Here is a 16,620-nt window from a genome sequence, read left to right as displayed (position 1 = left end):
AAAAACAATTATTATTCATCCAAATTGATAAGATTTATAGTGCTTTCTTTCACTTTTTTGTTTAATTTTTTAATATCATTATTAAATATTTCATAAATTTTAGAAAGTTCGCTATCAATTAATTTAGTCACTTCATTTTTAAATTCAATAGACTGGTCTGTAGGTCTAAAATTACCAATAGAACTCAACGAATTTAAATGAGCTAACTTGTTGTTTAACTTTATAGGAAAGTTTAACGGATCTTGACTGCTTTTGCTTTTTGTTTGATATAATTCATTTTCATGTTTGGTTAAATCTTCTACAATTTTATTAGCCAATTCAACTATTTCTTTATGGTTTTCTTTGTCAGAAATTGAGCTTTTTAACTGTTTTATTTGTGTTTTAACTTTTGAAATATTTTTTAATGTTTTATGAATTTCAGTTAATTTTTCTTGAATTTCAATAATAAAGTTAAATTGTACAATTAGATCTTCATCTGAAGCTGAACTTCTAGGATCTTTCAATAAATTAAAGGTTTGTTCAGAAACCGTATTCCCATTATTGCTTAATTTTACCACATAAGTACCAGGTAAAGCTTTAGGACCACTTAATGATGCCCACCATAAAATCATTCCTTTTACTTTTTCAGCATCAGGGTATTTTAGATTCCAATTAAAACTATTTGCACCACTTTTAGCTTTTAATTCTTCTTCATTTTGGTTTTTATCTGGTTTTGTTGAATATGTTTTAATATGCTTTCCAGATTCTTCATAGAATGACAAACTTAAAGTATCTTCTTTTTGAAGGTTTTTTACATAATAATTAACAAGTACCCCTCCAGGATGATTTTGCCCAGCTGTATTAGATTTTCTAGAACTTCCACTCATCCTATAACTATCCATTGGTTTGTATAAAAATAATTCTTGAGAAATGAGGTTTTCATTTAATTGGTGAAGAGGAGTTAAATCATCTATGATCCAAAATGATCTTCCTTGAGTTGCGGCAATTAAATTGTTGTTTTTTATGGTTAAATCGGTTATAGGTACAATTGGTAAGTTTAATTGAAACGGGCTCCAATTTTCTCCATCATCAAAGCTTATATACATTCCGTTTTCAGTCCCTGCATATAACAACCCTTTTCGGTTTGGGTCGCTTCTTAAAACTCTTGTAAAATGCTCAGATGAAATACCGTTGGTAATTAATTTCCAAGTTTTTCCATAGTCTTCTGTTTTATAGATATAAGGTTTGTAGTCGCCTAATTTATAGCGTGTACCTACAATATAAGCACCTCCTGCTGTAAAAGGATCTACTTCAATACAATTAATCATCATCCATTCAGGCATTTTTTTAGGTGTAACATTAATCCAATTTTTACCACCATTTTTAGTGATATGAACTAAACCATCATCAGAACCTGTCCAAATTAAGTCTTTTTCAAAAGGAGATTCTACTGCTGCAAAAATAGTTCCGTAATATTCAACGCCTGTATTGTCTTTTGTAATTGGTCCTCCAGAAACTCCTAGTGTTTTAGGGTCATTTCTAGTTAAATCAGGGCTAATAACTTCAAAACTTTGTCCTTCATTATACGTTATATGTACATGGTTTGAAGTTGTATACATCTTTTTTGAATTGTGTGGAGAAAAGAAAATAGGATAGTTCCATTGGAAACGATATTTCATGTCTTCAGCCCCATGTCCCATTGGATCATCAGGCCAAACATTAATAACTCTAGTTTCATTTGTTTTGTGATTAACTCTAGTTAAAAGTCCCCCATAACTTCCTCCATAAACAATGTCATTATTTAAAGGATCAACTGCAATATGAGCACTTTCGCCTCCAGCAGTACTTTCCCAATCACTTTCTCCAATGGTTCCACCGTCAGTTCTATGTAAAATTCTTACGGTTGAATTATCTTGTTGCGCACCATAAATTCTATACGGAAAATGATTGTCTGTAACTACACGGTAAAATTGAGATGTAGGTTGATTGTGGTAGGTACTCCAGTTTTCACCAGCATCAAAACTTACTTGAGCACCTCCATCATCAGCAATAATCATACGTTGATTATTCTCTGGAGAAATCCATAAATCGTGATGATCTACGTGTGGAGCATTAAAAGTTTTAAAAGTTTTTCCGCCATCTTTAGATTGATGGTATTGAACATTTAATACATATACTGTATTCTGGTCCTGTGTGTCTGCATAAATACGTGTGTAGTACCAAGCTCGCTGGCGTAATTTACGCTCACTATTGATAAGTTTCCAAGTTTTTCCAGCATCAAAAGATTTGTAAATTCCACCATCTTTATTTTCAATTAAAGCCCAAATAATATCTGAGTTTATAGGAGATACGGCCAAACCACTTATCCCCCAAATTCCTTTGGGTAGTCCTTCATTTTCAGAAATATTACTCCAACTTTCACCTTCATCGGTACTTTTCCAAATTGCTGAGCCTTCTCCACCGCTTGATAAACTATAAGGAGTTCTCCTAACATTCCAAGTTGAAGCATATAAAATTCGAGGATTATTAGGGTCAAAAATTAAATCTACAGCTCCAGCATTTTCATTTGAAAATAATACTTTTTTCCAGTTTTTACCTCCATCAATCGATTTGTAAACACCTCTTTCTTGGGTAGGCTTATATAAATCACCTAAAACTGCTGCAAAAACAATATCTGGATTTTTAGGATGAATTTTAACTCGAGGGATGTGTCTAGAATTTTTTAATCCAATATGTTCCCAAGTTTTTCCCGCATTTACAGATTTCCACATACCATCACCAGAAGAAACATTGCCGCGTACAGTAACTTCTCCATTACCTACATAAATTACGTTATTATCAGATTCACTCACAGCAATTGAACCAACAGATCCTCCAAAAAAGCCATCAGAAATATTACTCCAAGTATTTCCTGCATCAGTTGTTTTCCAAACGCCACCTCCAGTAGCTCCAAAATAATAGAGATTAGCTTTATTAGCTACTCCAGTAACCGCTGCACTTCTACCGCCTCTAAAAGGACCAATATTACGCCATTCAATAGATTTGTAAAATTCTTCATTAAATTTGCGTACTAGTTTTTGAGCAGTAACTTTGTGGGCTGAAATTAAAAAGAAACAGCTTATAAATAGTAAATATTTTTTCATAATGTTTGGTTAAATTGTTTGATAATTAACGAAATATAAATCTATAAAAAATATTTTATTAAAAGCGATTAATAGAAAATAGATGGAATTGTTAAAAATTGATAAAATAAATAGAGTTGTAAAAGGTAGTATTAAAATTACAGGCTCAAAAAGTGAATCTAATAGATTATTAGTTTTACAACAATTTTATCCTAATTTAAGAATTGAAAACCTATCAAATTCTGATGATTCAAAACTAATGTTACAAGCACTAACGAGTAACTCAAAAGAAATTAACATTGGACATGCGGGAACAGCTATGCGTTTTTTAACTTCGTATTTTTCAGTTAAAGAAAACTCTGAAATTGTTTTAACGGGTTCGCATAGAATGAAAAATAGACCTATTGAAATTTTAGTTGATGCGTTAACTACTTTAGGAGCTAACATTAAATTTATAGAAAAAGAAGGGTTTCCTCCATTAAAAATTTTAGGAAATAAACTAACAAATAATTTTATTGAAATTGACGGAAATGTAAGTAGTCAGTATATTTCATCGTTATTATTAATTGCCCCAACCTTAAAAAATGGATTGCGATTAAAGTTTAAAGGAAACATTACTTCGGTTCCTTATATAAAAATGACCTTGCAGTTGTTGTCTGAAATAGGAGTTAAATATACTTGGATAGATGATCAAATAGTTGTAGAACCAAAAACAGAAATTGATGGTCAAACAATTACGGTTGAATCTGATTGGAGCTCAGCTTCGTATTATTATAGTTTGTGTGCTTTAAGTCCAAATTCAGAAATTGAAATATCATCATTTAAAAAAGAAAGTCTTCAAGGCGATGCAATATTAACTGATATTTATAAAAATTTAGGCGTGGAAACCACTTTTAAAAACACTTCATTAATTCTAAAAAATAATGGAGAAATTAATAAAGATTATTTTAAAAATCTTGATTTAAAAAATGCTCCAGATATAGCTCAAACTATTTCAGTTACTTGTTTTGGTTTAGGTATTGAATGTTTTTTAACAGGTTTACATACCCTTAAAATAAAAGAAACTGATAGGTTGGTGGCGTTAAAAAATGAACTTGAAAAGTTAGGAGGACATGTTGAAATAACCAACCAAACACTTCATTTAAAAAAGTCACTAAAAATAAAGAGAGATATCTCGATAAAAACTTACGATGACCATAGAATGGCGATGGCTTTTGCTCCGTTAGCTTTAAGGGTTCCAATTTCAATTGAAGATCCAAATGTTGTTTCAAAATCGTATCCAACTTTTTGGGATGATTTTAAAAAAATAACACTTTAAAATTCTCAAAAACAAAGTTTTATTGCAATTCACTTGACAACGCCTATGTCGATGTTGTATATTTGCGCTCATTCAAGAAAAAATACCTAAGAAAAGTTGCTAAAAAGTACAATTTTAAACAACATTTCTTTGTATTAAATATAAACAACAATAAAGACACATGAAATTATCACATTTTAAATTCGATTTACCTGAAGATTTATTAGCAGAATACCCAGCAGAACATAGAGATGAAGCTCGTTTAATGGTTTTAAATAGAAAAACACAAACTATTGAACATAAAATGTTTAAAGACCTGATAGAATATTTTGATGAAGGTGATTTAATGGTGTTAAACAATACTAAAGTTTTTCCAGCTCGTATGTATGGTGAAAAAGAAAAAACTGGTGCACGCATCGAAGTTTTTTTATTAAGAGAGTTAAATGCAGAAAGCAGACTTTGGGATGTACTTGTTGATCCAGCTCGAAAAATTAGAATTGGAAACAAATTATTTTTTGGTGATGACGAAAGTTTAGTAGCAGAAGTTATTGATAATACAACATCAAGAGGAAGAACATTACGTTTTTTATATGATGGTTCTTATGAAGAATTTAGAAAAAAATTAGATGAACTAGGTGAAACTCCGCTTCCAAAATACATTAAAAGAGCTGTAGAACCTAGTGATGAAGAGCGTTACCAAACCATTTATGCAAAACATGAAGGAGCGGTTGCTGCTCCAACAGCTGGATTGCATTTTTCAAAACACTTAATGAAACGTTTAGAAATTAAAGGAGTTGATTTTGCAGAAGTAACGTTACATGTAGGTTTAGGAACTTTTAGTCCTGTTGAGGTAGAGGATTTATCTAAACATAAAATGGATTCAGAGCAATCATTGGTTCCAGAAAATACTGCAGAAATTGTAAATAATGCAATTGATAATAAAAAAAGAGTTTGTGCTGTTGGAACTACTGTAATGAGAGCATTAGAAAGTTCAGTTTCTTCAGATAAACATTTAAATGCGTTTAATGGTTGGACTAATAAATTTATTTTTCCTCCTTATGATTTTAGTATTGCAAACTGTATGATTACTAATTTTCACACCCCTAAATCAACACTTATGATGATGGTTGCAGCTTTTGCAGGGTACGATTTTTTAATGGAAGCTTATAAAGAAGCTGTTAAAGAAAAGTACAAATTTTACTCATACGGAGATGCGATGTTAATCATCTAACATTTAAAATATAAATTCCCGCGAGAGCGGGTTTCTTTTTTATAAACTTGAAGTATTAATGATTGAAAAAAAAGACATACGAGCTTTAACCAAAGAACAATTAAGAGATTTTTTTGTTGAACATGGTGATAAAGCTTTTAGAGGGAATCAGGTTTATGAATGGTTGTGGAGTAAAAGTGCACATTCTTTTGAAGATATGACAAATATTTCAAAAGAAACACGTCAAATGTTAGAAAATAATTTTGTAATCAACCATATAAAAGTAGATCAAATGCAGCGAAGTTCTGATGGAACTGTTAAAAATGCGGTGAGATTGCATGATGGTTTAATAGTAGAATCTGTATTAATTCCTACAGAAAATAGAACCACAGCTTGTGTTTCTAGTCAGGTTGGATGCAGTTTAGATTGCAATTTTTGCGCAACCGCTCGTTTAAAGAAAATGAGAAACTTAAACGCAGATGAAATTTTTGATCAAGTTTCTGCAATAAATCAAGAAAGTTTATTGTACCACAACCATAAACTCTCTAACATTGTTTTTATGGGAATGGGAGAACCTTTAATGAACTATAATAATGTACTAAAGGCTATTGAAAAGATAACTTCAGAAGAAGGATTGGGTATGTCACCAAAACGCATTACAGTTTCAACTTCAGGAATTCCTAAAATGATAAAAAAATTAGCGGATGATGAAGTGAAATTCAATTTGGCTGTTTCATTGCATTCAGCAATTGATGAGGTACGTTCTAAAATTATGCCTTTTAGTAAAGCTTTTCCTTTAAATGATTTAAAAGAATCGTTAGCATATTGGTATGCTAAAACTGGAAGTAGAGTAACTTATGAATATGTGGTTTGGAATGGAATTAACGATACTAAAGAAGCAATTAACGCTTTAGTAAAGTTTTGTAAATATGTGCCTTGTAAAGTAAATTTAATAGAATACAATCCTATAGATGATGGAGATTTTCAACAGGCAAACCCTCAAGCAATAACCGATTATATTAGCATTTTAGAAATGAATGATATTATTGTAAATGTTAGGCGAAGTAGGGGAAAAGATATTGATGCAGCTTGTGGACAATTAGCAAATAAAAAAAGCTAGATAATTTTATCTAGCTTTTTTATGTTATAAAGAAATAATTAATTTCTTTTAAGTTTCTTTTTAACTTCAACTTCTTGGTAAGCTTCAATAACATCACCAATTTCTATATTGTTAAAGTTTTTAATTTGAAGTCCACAATCGTATCCTTTAGCAACTTCTTTTACATCATCTTTAAATCGTTTTAAAGAGGTTAATTCACCAGAATGGATAACTACACTATCTCTGATAACTCTAATTTTAGAATTTCTATAAATTTTTCCACTAGTAACCATACAACCAGCAATATTACCTACTTTCGAAATTTTATAAACTTCTCTAATTTCAACATTTCCAGTAACTTCTTCTTTAATTTCTGCCGATAACATACCTTCCATTGCATCACGTAAATCGTTAATAGCATCATAGATAATTGAATAAGTTCTAACATCAATTTCTTCATTTTCAGCTAAAACTCTTGCGTTTCCTGATGGTCTAACATTAAATCCAACAATAATTGCATCAGAGGCAGAAGCTAATAATACATCAGATTCTGTAATGGCACCAACACCTTTATGGATAATGTTGACTTGAATTTCGTTGGTAGATAGTTTTTGGAAAGAATCTGTTAATGCTTCTACAGAACCATCCACATCACCTTTTAAAATAATATTTAATTCTTTAAAGTCACCAAGTGCAATTCTTCGTCCTATTTCATCTAAAGTAATATGACGTTGAGTTCTTACCGATTGTTCACGTTGTAATTGAGAACGTTTAGCAGCAATTTGTTTTGCTTCTTTTTCATCTTCAAATACATTAAACTTATCTCCTGCTTGCGGCGCGCCATCCAATCCTAATATAGATACTGGAGTTGAAGGACCTGCTTCTTTCATGTTGTTTGCACGTTCATCAAACATAGCTTTTACTTTACCACTATGTTTCCCAGCCAAGATATAATCTCCAATTTTTAATGTTCCTTCTTGAACTAAAATGGTAGAAACATATCCACGACCTTTATCTAATAAGGCTTCAACTACGGTTCCAACTGCATTTTTATTTGGGTTAGCTTTTAAATCTAACATTTCAGCTTCTAACAACACTTTCTCAAGTAAATCATCAACACCTTCACCTGTTTTAGCTGAAATATTTTGTGATTGTATTTTTCCACCCCAATCTTCAACAAGTAAATTCATTGCTGAAAGTTGTTCTTTAATTTTATCAGGGTTAGAGTTTGGCTTATCAATTTTGTTAATTGCAAAAACGATAGGAACACCAGCTGCTTGGGCATGACTGATTGCTTCTTTAGTTTGCGGCATAACATCATCATCAGCGGCAATAACAATAATCACTAAATCGGTTACTTGCGCTCCACGAGCACGCATAGCTGTAAAGGCTTCGTGACCAGGTGTATCTAAAAACGCAATTTTTTGACCGTTTTTTAATTGAACTCCATAAGCACCAATATGCTGGGTAATTCCACCAGATTCACCTGCAATTACATTTTCTTCACGAATATAATCTAATAAAGATGTTTTACCGTGATCCACGTGTCCCATTACTGTAATAATTGGAGCTCTTGGTTCTAATTCATCTTCTGTATCTATATGTTCCTCAATTGCTTCTTCAACTTCAGCTCCAACAAAATCTACGGTATAACCAAACTCTTCAGCAACAATTGTTAATGTTTCAGCATCTAAACGCTGATTCATAGTAACCATCATTCCTAACGTCATACAGGTTGAAATAATGTTGGTTACAGGAATATCCATCATAGTTGCAATTTCACTTACAGTTACAAATTCTGTAACTTTAAGTATTTTGCTTTCTGCTGCTTGTATTTCCTGATCAATTTCAGTTTGTTGACGATGTAGATCTCTTTTATCTCTTCTATATTTTGCTCCTTTACCTTTTTTAGATTTACCCTGTAATTTTTCTAAGGTTTCACGTACTTGTTTTTGTACTTCAGCTTCTGAAGGTTCTTCTTTAATAATAGGTTTTCTAGTTCCTCTTTGTTGAGCTCCTCTTTGTTGTTGAGTCCCTCTATTGTTAGAAGTTCCAGATTTTCTATCGTTAGGAGATGTAGGAGATTTTTTTATTCTTCTACGTTTCTTTTTATTAGCATCAGCAGTTGATTCTTTTTTTGCCGCTGTAGGCTCAGCTTTTTTCTTTTTAGGTCTTTCAAATTGTTTTAAATCAATTGTTTTACCTGTAATTTTAGGACCTGATAATTTTTTGTATTGTGTTTCTATAGTTTGAGGAGTTGTTGTTTCAGGTTCTTGCTCCTCAGTTTTTTTATGTTTTTCTTCTTTTTTAACTAATGGTTTTTCCTTTTTTTGAGAAATAACAGGTTCATTCTTTTTTGGTTTTTCTATAGCTGCTTCAACTTCTTTTACCTTTTCTGGTTGTTTTTTCTCTTCAATTGGTTTTTCTTCTACCTTTTTTATTTCTTTAGGCTCTTCTTTTTTAACCTCTTTAACCTCAACCTTAGGAGTTGGTTCTATTTTTTCTTCAGCAGCTTTAGGAGTTTCAACTTCTTCTTTTTTTGGTTCAATTTCAATTTTACCAACAGTTTTAACTTCTAGTTTTTCAGCTTTAGCTTTGACAACAACTTTTTTAGCTTCTTCTTCAAGACGCTGTTTTTCTAACTTTTCTTCAAGAGCAATTCTGAGCGCTTCTTTTTCTTTGCGCTTTTCTTCGCTTACTTCTTTAGATGCCGCTTTTTTACTTCTATCAGTTTGAAAACCATCCAATAGTATTTCATATTCTTCACCAGATATTTTTGTTGTTGGTCTAGCTTCAATCTCAAATCCGTGATTTGCTAAGTGCTCAACAGCTCTATCTAACGAAATGTTTAATTCTCGTAATACTTTGTTTAGTCTCAATGTTTTGTTGTCAGCCATATAATTTATTTTTAGCCTATTTGTTTTTAGAAATTTGATTAGTCTTCAAATTCTGATCTTAATATTTTTTGAACTTCTAAAATTGTTTCTTCTTCTAAATCAGTTCTACTTAAAAGCTCAGATACATCTTTTTCAAGTACGCTTCTAGCAGTATCTAAACCAATTTTTTTGAATTCTTGGATTACCCAAGTTTCTATTTCATCAGAGAATTCAGTTAATTCTACATCATCTTCAGTTTCAACTCCTTCTCTTTGCACATCAAGTTCATAGCCAGTTAATTGTGAAGCCAAACGGATGTTAACACCATTTTTACCAATGGCTTTTGAAACTTCTTCAGGTTGTAAAAATACATCAACTCTTCCTTTTTTGCCATCTTCTCTACCTTCTTCTTCATGAATTTTCATAGAAACGACTTTGGCAGGACTTAAAGCACGTGCAATGTAAAGTTGTGTGTTTTTGGTGAAATTGATAACATCTATATTTTCATTACCTAGTTCACGTACAATTCCGTGGATACGAGAGCCTTTCATACCTACACAAGCTCCAACAGGATCTATTCTATCATCGTATGAATCTACAGCTACTTTAGCTTTTTCACCAGGGATTCTTGCAACTCCTTCTATAGTAATTAAGCCGTCAAATACCTCTGGAATTTCTTGTTCAAATAACTTTTCTAAAAATTGAGGGGAAGTTCTTGATAAGATAATTACAGGTTTGTTTCCACGCAATTCAACAGATTTTATAATACCTCGTACAGATTCTCCTTTTCTAAAATAATCTGAACGAATTTGTTCGCTTTTAGGTAATACAATTTCATTTCCTTCATCATCTAATAAAATAATTGCATTATGACGAATGTGATGTACCTCGGCACTATAAATATCTCCTTCTAAATCTTTAAATTGTTTAAAAGTATTGGTGCTGTCATGTTCATGAATTTTCGATATTAAGTTTTGACGCAATGCTAAAATTGCTCTTCTACCTAAATCAATTAATTTAACTTCTTCAGAAACATCTTCACCAATTTCAAAATCTGGTTCAATTTTTCTTGCTTCTGAAAGTTCAATTTCTTCATTATCATCTTCGGACATTCCATCGGCAACAACAACTCTGTTACGCCAAATTTCTAAATCGCCTTTGTCTGGATTAATAATAATATCGAAGTTATCATCTGATCCAAACTTTCTTTTTAAAGCAGCTCTAAATACTTCTTCAAGAATTGACATTAAAGTAACTCTATCTATATTTTTATCACCTTTAAATTCTGAAAACGACTCAATTAATGCTAAATTTTCCATGCATCCTTATTAATTAAAATATTATTTTCACTTTTGCCTCTATAATGTCTGCAAATGGTATTGTTGCTTTTTTGGCAACAGTAATTTTGCCTTTTCCTATTGGTTTAGGTTCTCTAGCTTTCCATTCTAAAGTTATATCATCATTTAGAACTTCTGTTAAAGTGCCTTCAATAGTGGTTGTATTTTTTAGTTTTACCTGTAAAATACGATTTATATTTTTAATGTACTGCCTGTTGACTTTTAGAGGATGTGAAACATCTGGTGACGTAACTTCTAAAGAAAAATCTTCTTCTTCTCTGTCTAAATTATGCTCAACTCCTCTACTAATTCTTATACATTCTTGTAGCGGTATTCCATGGTCACCGTCTACTTCAACATAAATTTTATTATCTGGTAAGAATTTTAATTCTATTAAAAAAAGTTCTGGATTTTCTTTAATTGCTTCATTTACCAGATTTGTAATTTTTTCTCTATCCATCTTTGTATAAAAAGAGGGGACTTTACGTCCCCTCCTTCCTCTATTCTGTAATAATTCGCTGCAAATATAGTAACAATTTTTGAAATGATAAAAAATCATTCTTCTTTTTAATTTAAAATTATTAACTTTACACTAACCATAACATTCGATTCAACAAAAATTTATGAGAAATATACTTGTCCCTATTGATTTTTCTGTGCAAGCAGAGTATGCAGCTAAAGTGGCTGCAGATATTGCTAAATTAACAAACTCAAAGATTTATTTACTACATATGTTAGAACTGCCTACAGGAGTTATTGATCCGGCAAGTTATGGTTCATCTAACAATACACCAACCGCATTATTATTTTTGAAAAGAGCGCATGAAAAATTTCAAGACTTTATGAAGCTTCCTTTTTTTGAAGGTTTAGAAGTGGAAGATTCTGTTCAATTTCATAAAGCTTTTGATGGGATTATTGATGAAAGTAAAAAGAAAGAGGCCGATTTAATTGTGATGGGATCTCAAGGAACATCAGGATTGGAAGAAATGCTTGTTGGCTCTAACACTGAAAAAGTGGTTAGAAATTCTGAAGTTCCTGTACTTGTGGTAAAAAAAGAAATTTCAAATTTTAAAATTGAGAATATTGTATTTGCATCCAATTTTAAATATGCAAATAGAGTTGCTTTTCAAAAAATATTAAATTTTGCAAGCTTATTTAATGCGCGTTTACATTTATTAAAGATTAATACGATTCATAATTTTGAAACAACTAAAGAATCTAGTGATGCTATAAGAGCATTTATTAATGAATTTGATTTAGGAGATTATACGCTTAATATTTATAATGATATTTCTATTGAAGCAGGTATTTTGAACTTTTCAAAAGTAATAGATGCTGATGTTATTTTATTAAATACCCATGGTAGGAGAGGTTTAGCTCATTTATTTAATGGAAGTATAGGTGAAGATTTAGCCAATCATGCAAAGTTGCCAGTGGTTACTTTTAAGTTGTAAAAAACTATTTTAAAAAACATAAAAAGGAACTTAATTAAGCTCCTTTTTTATGCTGTAAGATTTAACTTAGCTTTTATCTTTTTTATAAGAATTCATAAAGTCTTCTGAAAGTATTTTTTTTAAAAAATAAATCAATTCTTTAGCATTAGTTTTAGAAAAAATTAACGGAGGCTTAATTTTTAAAACATTATGGTCAGGTCCATCTACACTCATTAAAATATGATGATCTTTCATTCTATTAGCTAAATAATTGGTTTGTTCTTTTAAAGGAGTTAATTTGCTATCAACTAATTCAATTCCTAAGAATAACCCTTGTCCACGGACTTCTCCAATGATTGGAAATTTATGAGCTAATTTTTTTAATTCACTTTTTAAAAATTCACCAATTATAAGTGCGTTTTCTTGAAATTTTTCTTTTTTTACTATTTTTAATACTTCAGTGCCAATTGCACAAGAAACTGGGTTGCCTCCAAAGGTGTTGAAGTATTCCATACCATTAGCAAATTTATCTGCAACCTTTTGAGTACAAGCCACTGCTGCAATAGGATGTCCATTGCCCAAAGGTTTTCCTATAGTAACAATATCTGGAACAACATTATGTAATTGAAATCCCCAAAAAGTTTTTCCCATTCTACCACATCCTGTTTGAACTTCATCTGAAATGCAAATGCCTCCTGCGTTTCTAATAATTTCGTAAGATTTTTTTAAAAAACCACTCGGTAATTCAATTTGTCCTCCACAACTTATAATTGGCTCTACTATAAATCCACCTATGTTTCTTCCTTTTTGTTGGACTTGATTAACTAATATTTTAACTTCTTCAGCATAGTTGGCACCTGCATTTTCACCTCTATATTTTCCTCTAAAAGCATCAGGAAGTGGGAAAATATGAGTGTTTTCTGGAGCACCATTTCCACCGCTACCATCAAACTTGTAAGAGCTAATATCAATACACATGTTTGAGTTTCCATGATAGCCAACTTCTGAAGCAATAATATCGCGTTCTCCTGTAGCTGCTTTTACCATTCTAATTGCTAGTTCATTGGCTTCACTTCCTGAATTAACAAAATGTAAAACATTTAATTCTTTAGGAAGTGTTTCAATTAATTCTTTGGCTAATTCATTAATATTTTCATGAAGATATCTTGAATTGGTATTAAGTAAAGCCATTTGATCTGTGCCAGCTTTTACAACCTTATAATTTTCATGTCCTACATGGGCAACATTATTAACAGTGTCTAAATATTTTTTTCCAAATGGATCCATTAAATATGGTCCAAAACCTCTAACCATTTTAACAGGTTGCTTGTATTGAAGACTTAGGCTTTTGCCTAAATGCTTTTTTCTATAAGAAATTAGCTCTTTATTTGAAATATCTTTTTTTTGTTGAAGTTCAGAAATTTTAAAAAGCTGATTTGGGTTTGGGCAGATGCTTTTCCAAACCTCAATTTCATTGTAAAATGCTACCCCCGGAAAGTCATTTTTATAATCTAATAAAGATAACATAACCTGAAAGTGAAGGTGAGGAACCCAATTGCCATTTTCTATTGGATTGCCTAAATAACCAATACAATCCCCTTTTTTAATATGTTTTCCAACGTTGTTGTTGGTAATACTTTCAACACTTAAATGCCCATATAATGTAAAAAATTCAAGTTCATCAAAAGTGTGTTTTAAAATTAGGAGTCCTCCATATAATTTATTTCCAGTATTATTGAAAGAAACAACAACTTCACTGTCAAATAAAGCATGTACAGGAGTGTTTTTTGGCAACCAAAAATCAATTCCTAAGTGAATAGTCCTGCTTTCTTTTCCATAATTTCCAATTTTGTCAAAAGCAGTTGAAGTATATAAGGGCCTTGGTTCTAAATAACCCCCAGCTATAATTTTTGAAGGATTTTTAGACTGTAATTTGTTAATTTTAAATTCAAATAAATCTAAATCGTTAAATTCTTCATGATGTCCAATCCATTTGCTTGAAACGCTAAGGTCTAATAATTTAACTTCATTTTTATGAATAGTAGGGAATAATTGTGTTAAGTTGAAATTAGTTTTGGTTGTCCATTTTTTAAATTTATGTTCATTAGGATGAGCTTTAAATCCACAAGCTTTTCTAAAACTAAAATACGCAAATTCTAAACTTATTTTACGCCATTTTTTTAATAAAATCCAAGCAGGTTTTTCACTAATTTGCAGATACTTATTGTTTGGTTGCTTAATTTTATTAATTGCAGATTTGGTTACGGAAATCACCAAACGCATAGCAATAGCGCAATATAAATGGTTTAATTCATTTTGATTTAAATTAAATTTGGAATGATAACCTTTTACAATTGGTAAAGCAGCTTCTAGAGGATCGTTATGATTCATCATTGCATAACTACATGCAACAGCTACATCATTTATAATTTGAGTATGAATACTATCTCCATAGTCAATAATAGCAATTACTTTAGGGTGAATTAATTCAGAAGAAACAATGATGTTGTTATCATTTGCATCATTATGAACTACTGATTTTCTTAGTTTTTTATAAGAATTAAAACCAGCTTCAAATTGCTGTTGAAAATAAATAATTAGTTCTTTTTCTTCTTCATTAAATAAATTAATATGTTGTTTTGTCCAAAGCGATTGTGCAATATCCCAATCAAATTTTCTATGAATTTCAGGATGTGTAAAATTATTTAAAGCTAATGTAATTAGTCCACATTGTTCTCCTAAGCTATAACGTAAATCATTTAATTGAGGATTTACATTGCTCCAAACTCTTCCCGATATCCATGTTAACAATCTAACTTTTCTTTTATTACCAGCTTTATCTGTGATTTCTGAAATTGAAGAATTATTTTTATCGAGTAGTACTTTAGGAACAGTTAAATTTGAGTTTTGTTTTTCAAGATATTGTAATAGTTTTTGTTGAAAATCTAAATAAGTACTGTTTTTATTTGGAGGAGAAATTTTTAGAACATAATTTTCATTTTCAGTTTTAATCTTAAAATTAACATCTATTTCACCAGGGAGTTTATTGGCTTTTCCAACAATATTGTATTGAGAAAGTAGTAATTTTTCGGCCTCTACAGTAGTTATTTCTATGGCTTTATAATTCATATCTAATTTTCATTAAAAACATATATAATTTTCACCTCAACTAAATTTTTTGAAAGTAAGTTTCATTCTAATGATTAGTTATTGGATGATGAATTTCTATAATTCAATTTCATGCAATATATTCAATAACACTTATATTTTAGTGCTTAATTGAAAAGGATTAAAGTAAGAATATAAAAAGTTTCTCTATATTTCTTTTAAAAAGTAAATATAATGTAATCATTAATTTTATATGATATACTTATTAGCTTTAACTGATACTTTATTATCAGTCAATAAATAAAACCTTAGTTACTTATAGGCTTTTGGAATTTCACAAATAGGAATTGGCTTTATTTTATGTTTATTTGCAATATTTCTTTTAGAGAAAATAGTAAAAACTTCTTTTTCTCTGTCATTAAAATCACTAATTTTTTTACCTTTTTCTGCTTGTTGCATAGCCCATTCTAATTCATCGTAAGTGGCTCCAATTTGATCTTCATCGGTTCTGCTATCTCCAAATAACCCATCAGTTGGCTTTGCTTTTTGAATAGATTTAGGAACTTTTAGTATTGAAGCTATTTGATATACTTCAGACTTCATTAAATCTGCTATTGGACTTAAATCTACACCCCCATCACCATATTTTGTAAAAAAACCAACGCCAAAATCTTCTACTTTATTACCTGTTCCAGCTACCAAATAGCCATTTAAGCCTGCAAAATAATACAAAGTTGTCATTCTTAAACGAGCTCTAGTGTTTGCTAAAGATAAATTAACTGTAGCTGTTTCTTTAATTGAAGGAACTACATTTTTAAAATCTTCAAATGTAGAGGTTAAATTTACTTCAATTGAAGTTACATTTTTAAACCTATTTTTTAATTGTTTAATATGTTCTTTACCTCTTAATACTTGGTTTTCTCCTTGATGAATTGGCATTTCTACACAAAGAGTTGGAAAACCAGTTTTAGCACATAAGGTTGAAGTTACTGCTGAATCTATTCCTCCTGAAATTCCTATTACAAAACCATTAACTTTTGCTTTTGTTGCATATTCTTTTAGCCAGGAAACGATATGTTCAACAACTTTTTCTGCATTCATAATTAAACTAATTTAGTACTTTTATCGTTTTAAAAATAGAATTGTAAATATAGAAATT

At 30.6% G+C, this 16,620-nt stretch carries 10 protein-coding genes; 4 read left to right on the top strand and 6 right to left on the bottom strand.

What is annotated here, in order from left to right; translation table 11 throughout:
* Positions 1 to 11 precede the first annotated feature (11 nt).
* Entirely contained in the window at positions 12 to 3,122 is a 3,111-nt protein-coding gene (locus tag Q0714_RS06940) for a glycosyl hydrolase (protein WP_298263757.1), read from the bottom strand.
* A gap of 82 nt (positions 3,123 to 3,204) precedes the next feature.
* Here Q0714_RS06940 and Q0714_RS06935 point away from each other — a divergent pair, with 82 nt between their 5' ends.
* The 3 genes from Q0714_RS06935 (at position 3,205) to rlmN (ending at position 6,728) form a co-directional block, all read left to right on the top strand.
* Positions 3,205 to 4,419, top strand: coding sequence for a 3-phosphoshikimate 1-carboxyvinyltransferase (locus Q0714_RS06935; protein WP_298263756.1), 1,215 nt, complete (start codon positions 3,205 to 3,207; stop codon positions 4,417 to 4,419).
* A gap of 160 nt (positions 4,420 to 4,579) precedes the next feature.
* Positions 4,580 to 5,629 (top strand): tRNA preQ1(34) S-adenosylmethionine ribosyltransferase-isomerase QueA, encoded by a 1,050-nt coding sequence (queA, locus tag Q0714_RS06930; protein WP_298263755.1) that lies wholly within the window; start codon positions 4,580 to 4,582, stop codon positions 5,627 to 5,629.
* A 58-nt stretch (positions 5,630 to 5,687) separates the two neighbouring features.
* Positions 5,688 to 6,728: a 23S rRNA (adenine(2503)-C(2))-methyltransferase RlmN gene (rlmN, locus tag Q0714_RS06925; protein WP_298263754.1), complete on the top strand. Its 1,041-nt coding sequence runs from the start codon at positions 5,688 to 5,690 to the stop codon at positions 6,726 to 6,728.
* Positions 6,729 to 6,766: 38 nt separating this feature from the next.
* Here rlmN and infB read toward each other — a convergent pair whose 3' ends face one another.
* The 3 genes from infB to rimP are packed head-to-tail and all read right to left on the bottom strand — an operon-like array spanning position 6,767 to position 11,380.
* On the bottom strand, positions 6,767 to 9,604 hold the full coding sequence (infB, locus tag Q0714_RS06920; RefSeq protein WP_298263753.1) for a translation initiation factor IF-2: 2,838 nt from the start codon (positions 9,602 to 9,604) through the stop codon (positions 6,767 to 6,769).
* 38 nt (positions 9,605 to 9,642) lie between these two features.
* Positions 9,643 to 10,902, bottom strand: coding sequence for a transcription termination factor NusA (gene nusA, locus Q0714_RS06915; protein ID WP_298263752.1), 1,260 nt, complete (start codon positions 10,900 to 10,902; stop codon positions 9,643 to 9,645).
* Between the two features lie 13 nt (positions 10,903 to 10,915).
* Positions 10,916 to 11,380, bottom strand: a complete 465-nt coding sequence (rimP, locus tag Q0714_RS06910; protein ID WP_298263751.1) for a ribosome assembly cofactor RimP — start codon at positions 11,378 to 11,380, stop codon at positions 10,916 to 10,918.
* A gap of 163 nt (positions 11,381 to 11,543) precedes the next feature.
* Between rimP and Q0714_RS06905 the strand changes: the two genes are divergently transcribed.
* Positions 11,544 to 12,374: a universal stress protein gene (locus Q0714_RS06905; protein WP_298263750.1), complete on the top strand. Its 831-nt coding sequence runs from the start codon at positions 11,544 to 11,546 to the stop codon at positions 12,372 to 12,374.
* Between the two features lie 66 nt (positions 12,375 to 12,440).
* Here Q0714_RS06905 and Q0714_RS06900 read toward each other — a convergent pair whose 3' ends face one another.
* Both Q0714_RS06900 and nadE read right to left on the bottom strand, forming a co-directional pair.
* Entirely contained in the window at positions 12,441 to 15,482 is a 3,042-nt protein-coding gene (locus Q0714_RS06900) for an aminotransferase class III-fold pyridoxal phosphate-dependent enzyme (protein ID WP_298263749.1), read from the bottom strand.
* A 291-nt stretch (positions 15,483 to 15,773) separates the two neighbouring features.
* Positions 15,774 to 16,562 carry an NAD(+) synthase gene (gene nadE / locus Q0714_RS06895; protein ID WP_298263747.1) on the bottom strand — a complete coding sequence of 263 codons (789 nt, stop codon included), beginning with the start codon at positions 16,560 to 16,562 and terminating at the stop codon, positions 15,774 to 15,776.
* Positions 16,563 to 16,620: the final 58 nt, after the last annotated feature.

Origin of the sequence: uncultured Lutibacter sp., assembly GCF_947493565.1 — a bacterium.
In the GTDB taxonomy this organism is placed as follows: Bacteria; Bacteroidota; Bacteroidia; order Flavobacteriales; family Flavobacteriaceae; genus Lutibacter; species Lutibacter aestuarii.
The sequence above is the reverse complement of the archived record's forward strand: the minus strand, read 5'-3'. Positions and strand labels throughout refer to the sequence as shown.

What these genes read in the sequence shown, in the direction of transcription:
- rimP (WP_298263751.1), bottom strand. Translation starts at nt 11,380, where the DNA reads ATGGATAGAGAAAAAATTACAAATCTGGTAAATGAAGCAATTAAAGAA.
- nadE (WP_298263747.1), bottom strand. Translation starts at nt 16,562, where the DNA reads ATGAATGCAGAAAAAGTTGTTGAACATATCGTTTCCTGGCTAAAAGAA.
- infB (WP_298263753.1), bottom strand. Translation starts at nt 9,604, where the DNA reads ATGGCTGACAACAAAACATTGAGACTAAACAAAGTATTACGAGAATTA.
- Q0714_RS06905 (WP_298263750.1), top strand. Translation starts at nt 11,544, where the DNA reads ATGAGAAATATACTTGTCCCTATTGATTTTTCTGTGCAAGCAGAGTAT.
- rlmN (WP_298263754.1), top strand. Translation starts at nt 5,688, where the DNA reads ATGATTGAAAAAAAAGACATACGAGCTTTAACCAAAGAACAATTAAGA.
- Q0714_RS06900 (WP_298263749.1), bottom strand. Translation starts at nt 15,482, where the DNA reads ATGAATTATAAAGCCATAGAAATAACTACTGTAGAGGCCGAAAAATTA.
- queA (WP_298263755.1), top strand. Translation starts at nt 4,580, where the DNA reads ATGAAATTATCACATTTTAAATTCGATTTACCTGAAGATTTATTAGCA.
- nusA (WP_298263752.1), bottom strand. Translation starts at nt 10,902, where the DNA reads ATGGAAAATTTAGCATTAATTGAGTCGTTTTCAGAATTTAAAGGTGAT.
- Q0714_RS06940 (WP_298263757.1), bottom strand. Translation starts at nt 3,122, where the DNA reads ATGAAAAAATATTTACTATTTATAAGCTGTTTCTTTTTAATTTCAGCC.
- Q0714_RS06935 (WP_298263756.1), top strand. Translation starts at nt 3,205, where the DNA reads ATGGAATTGTTAAAAATTGATAAAATAAATAGAGTTGTAAAAGGTAGT.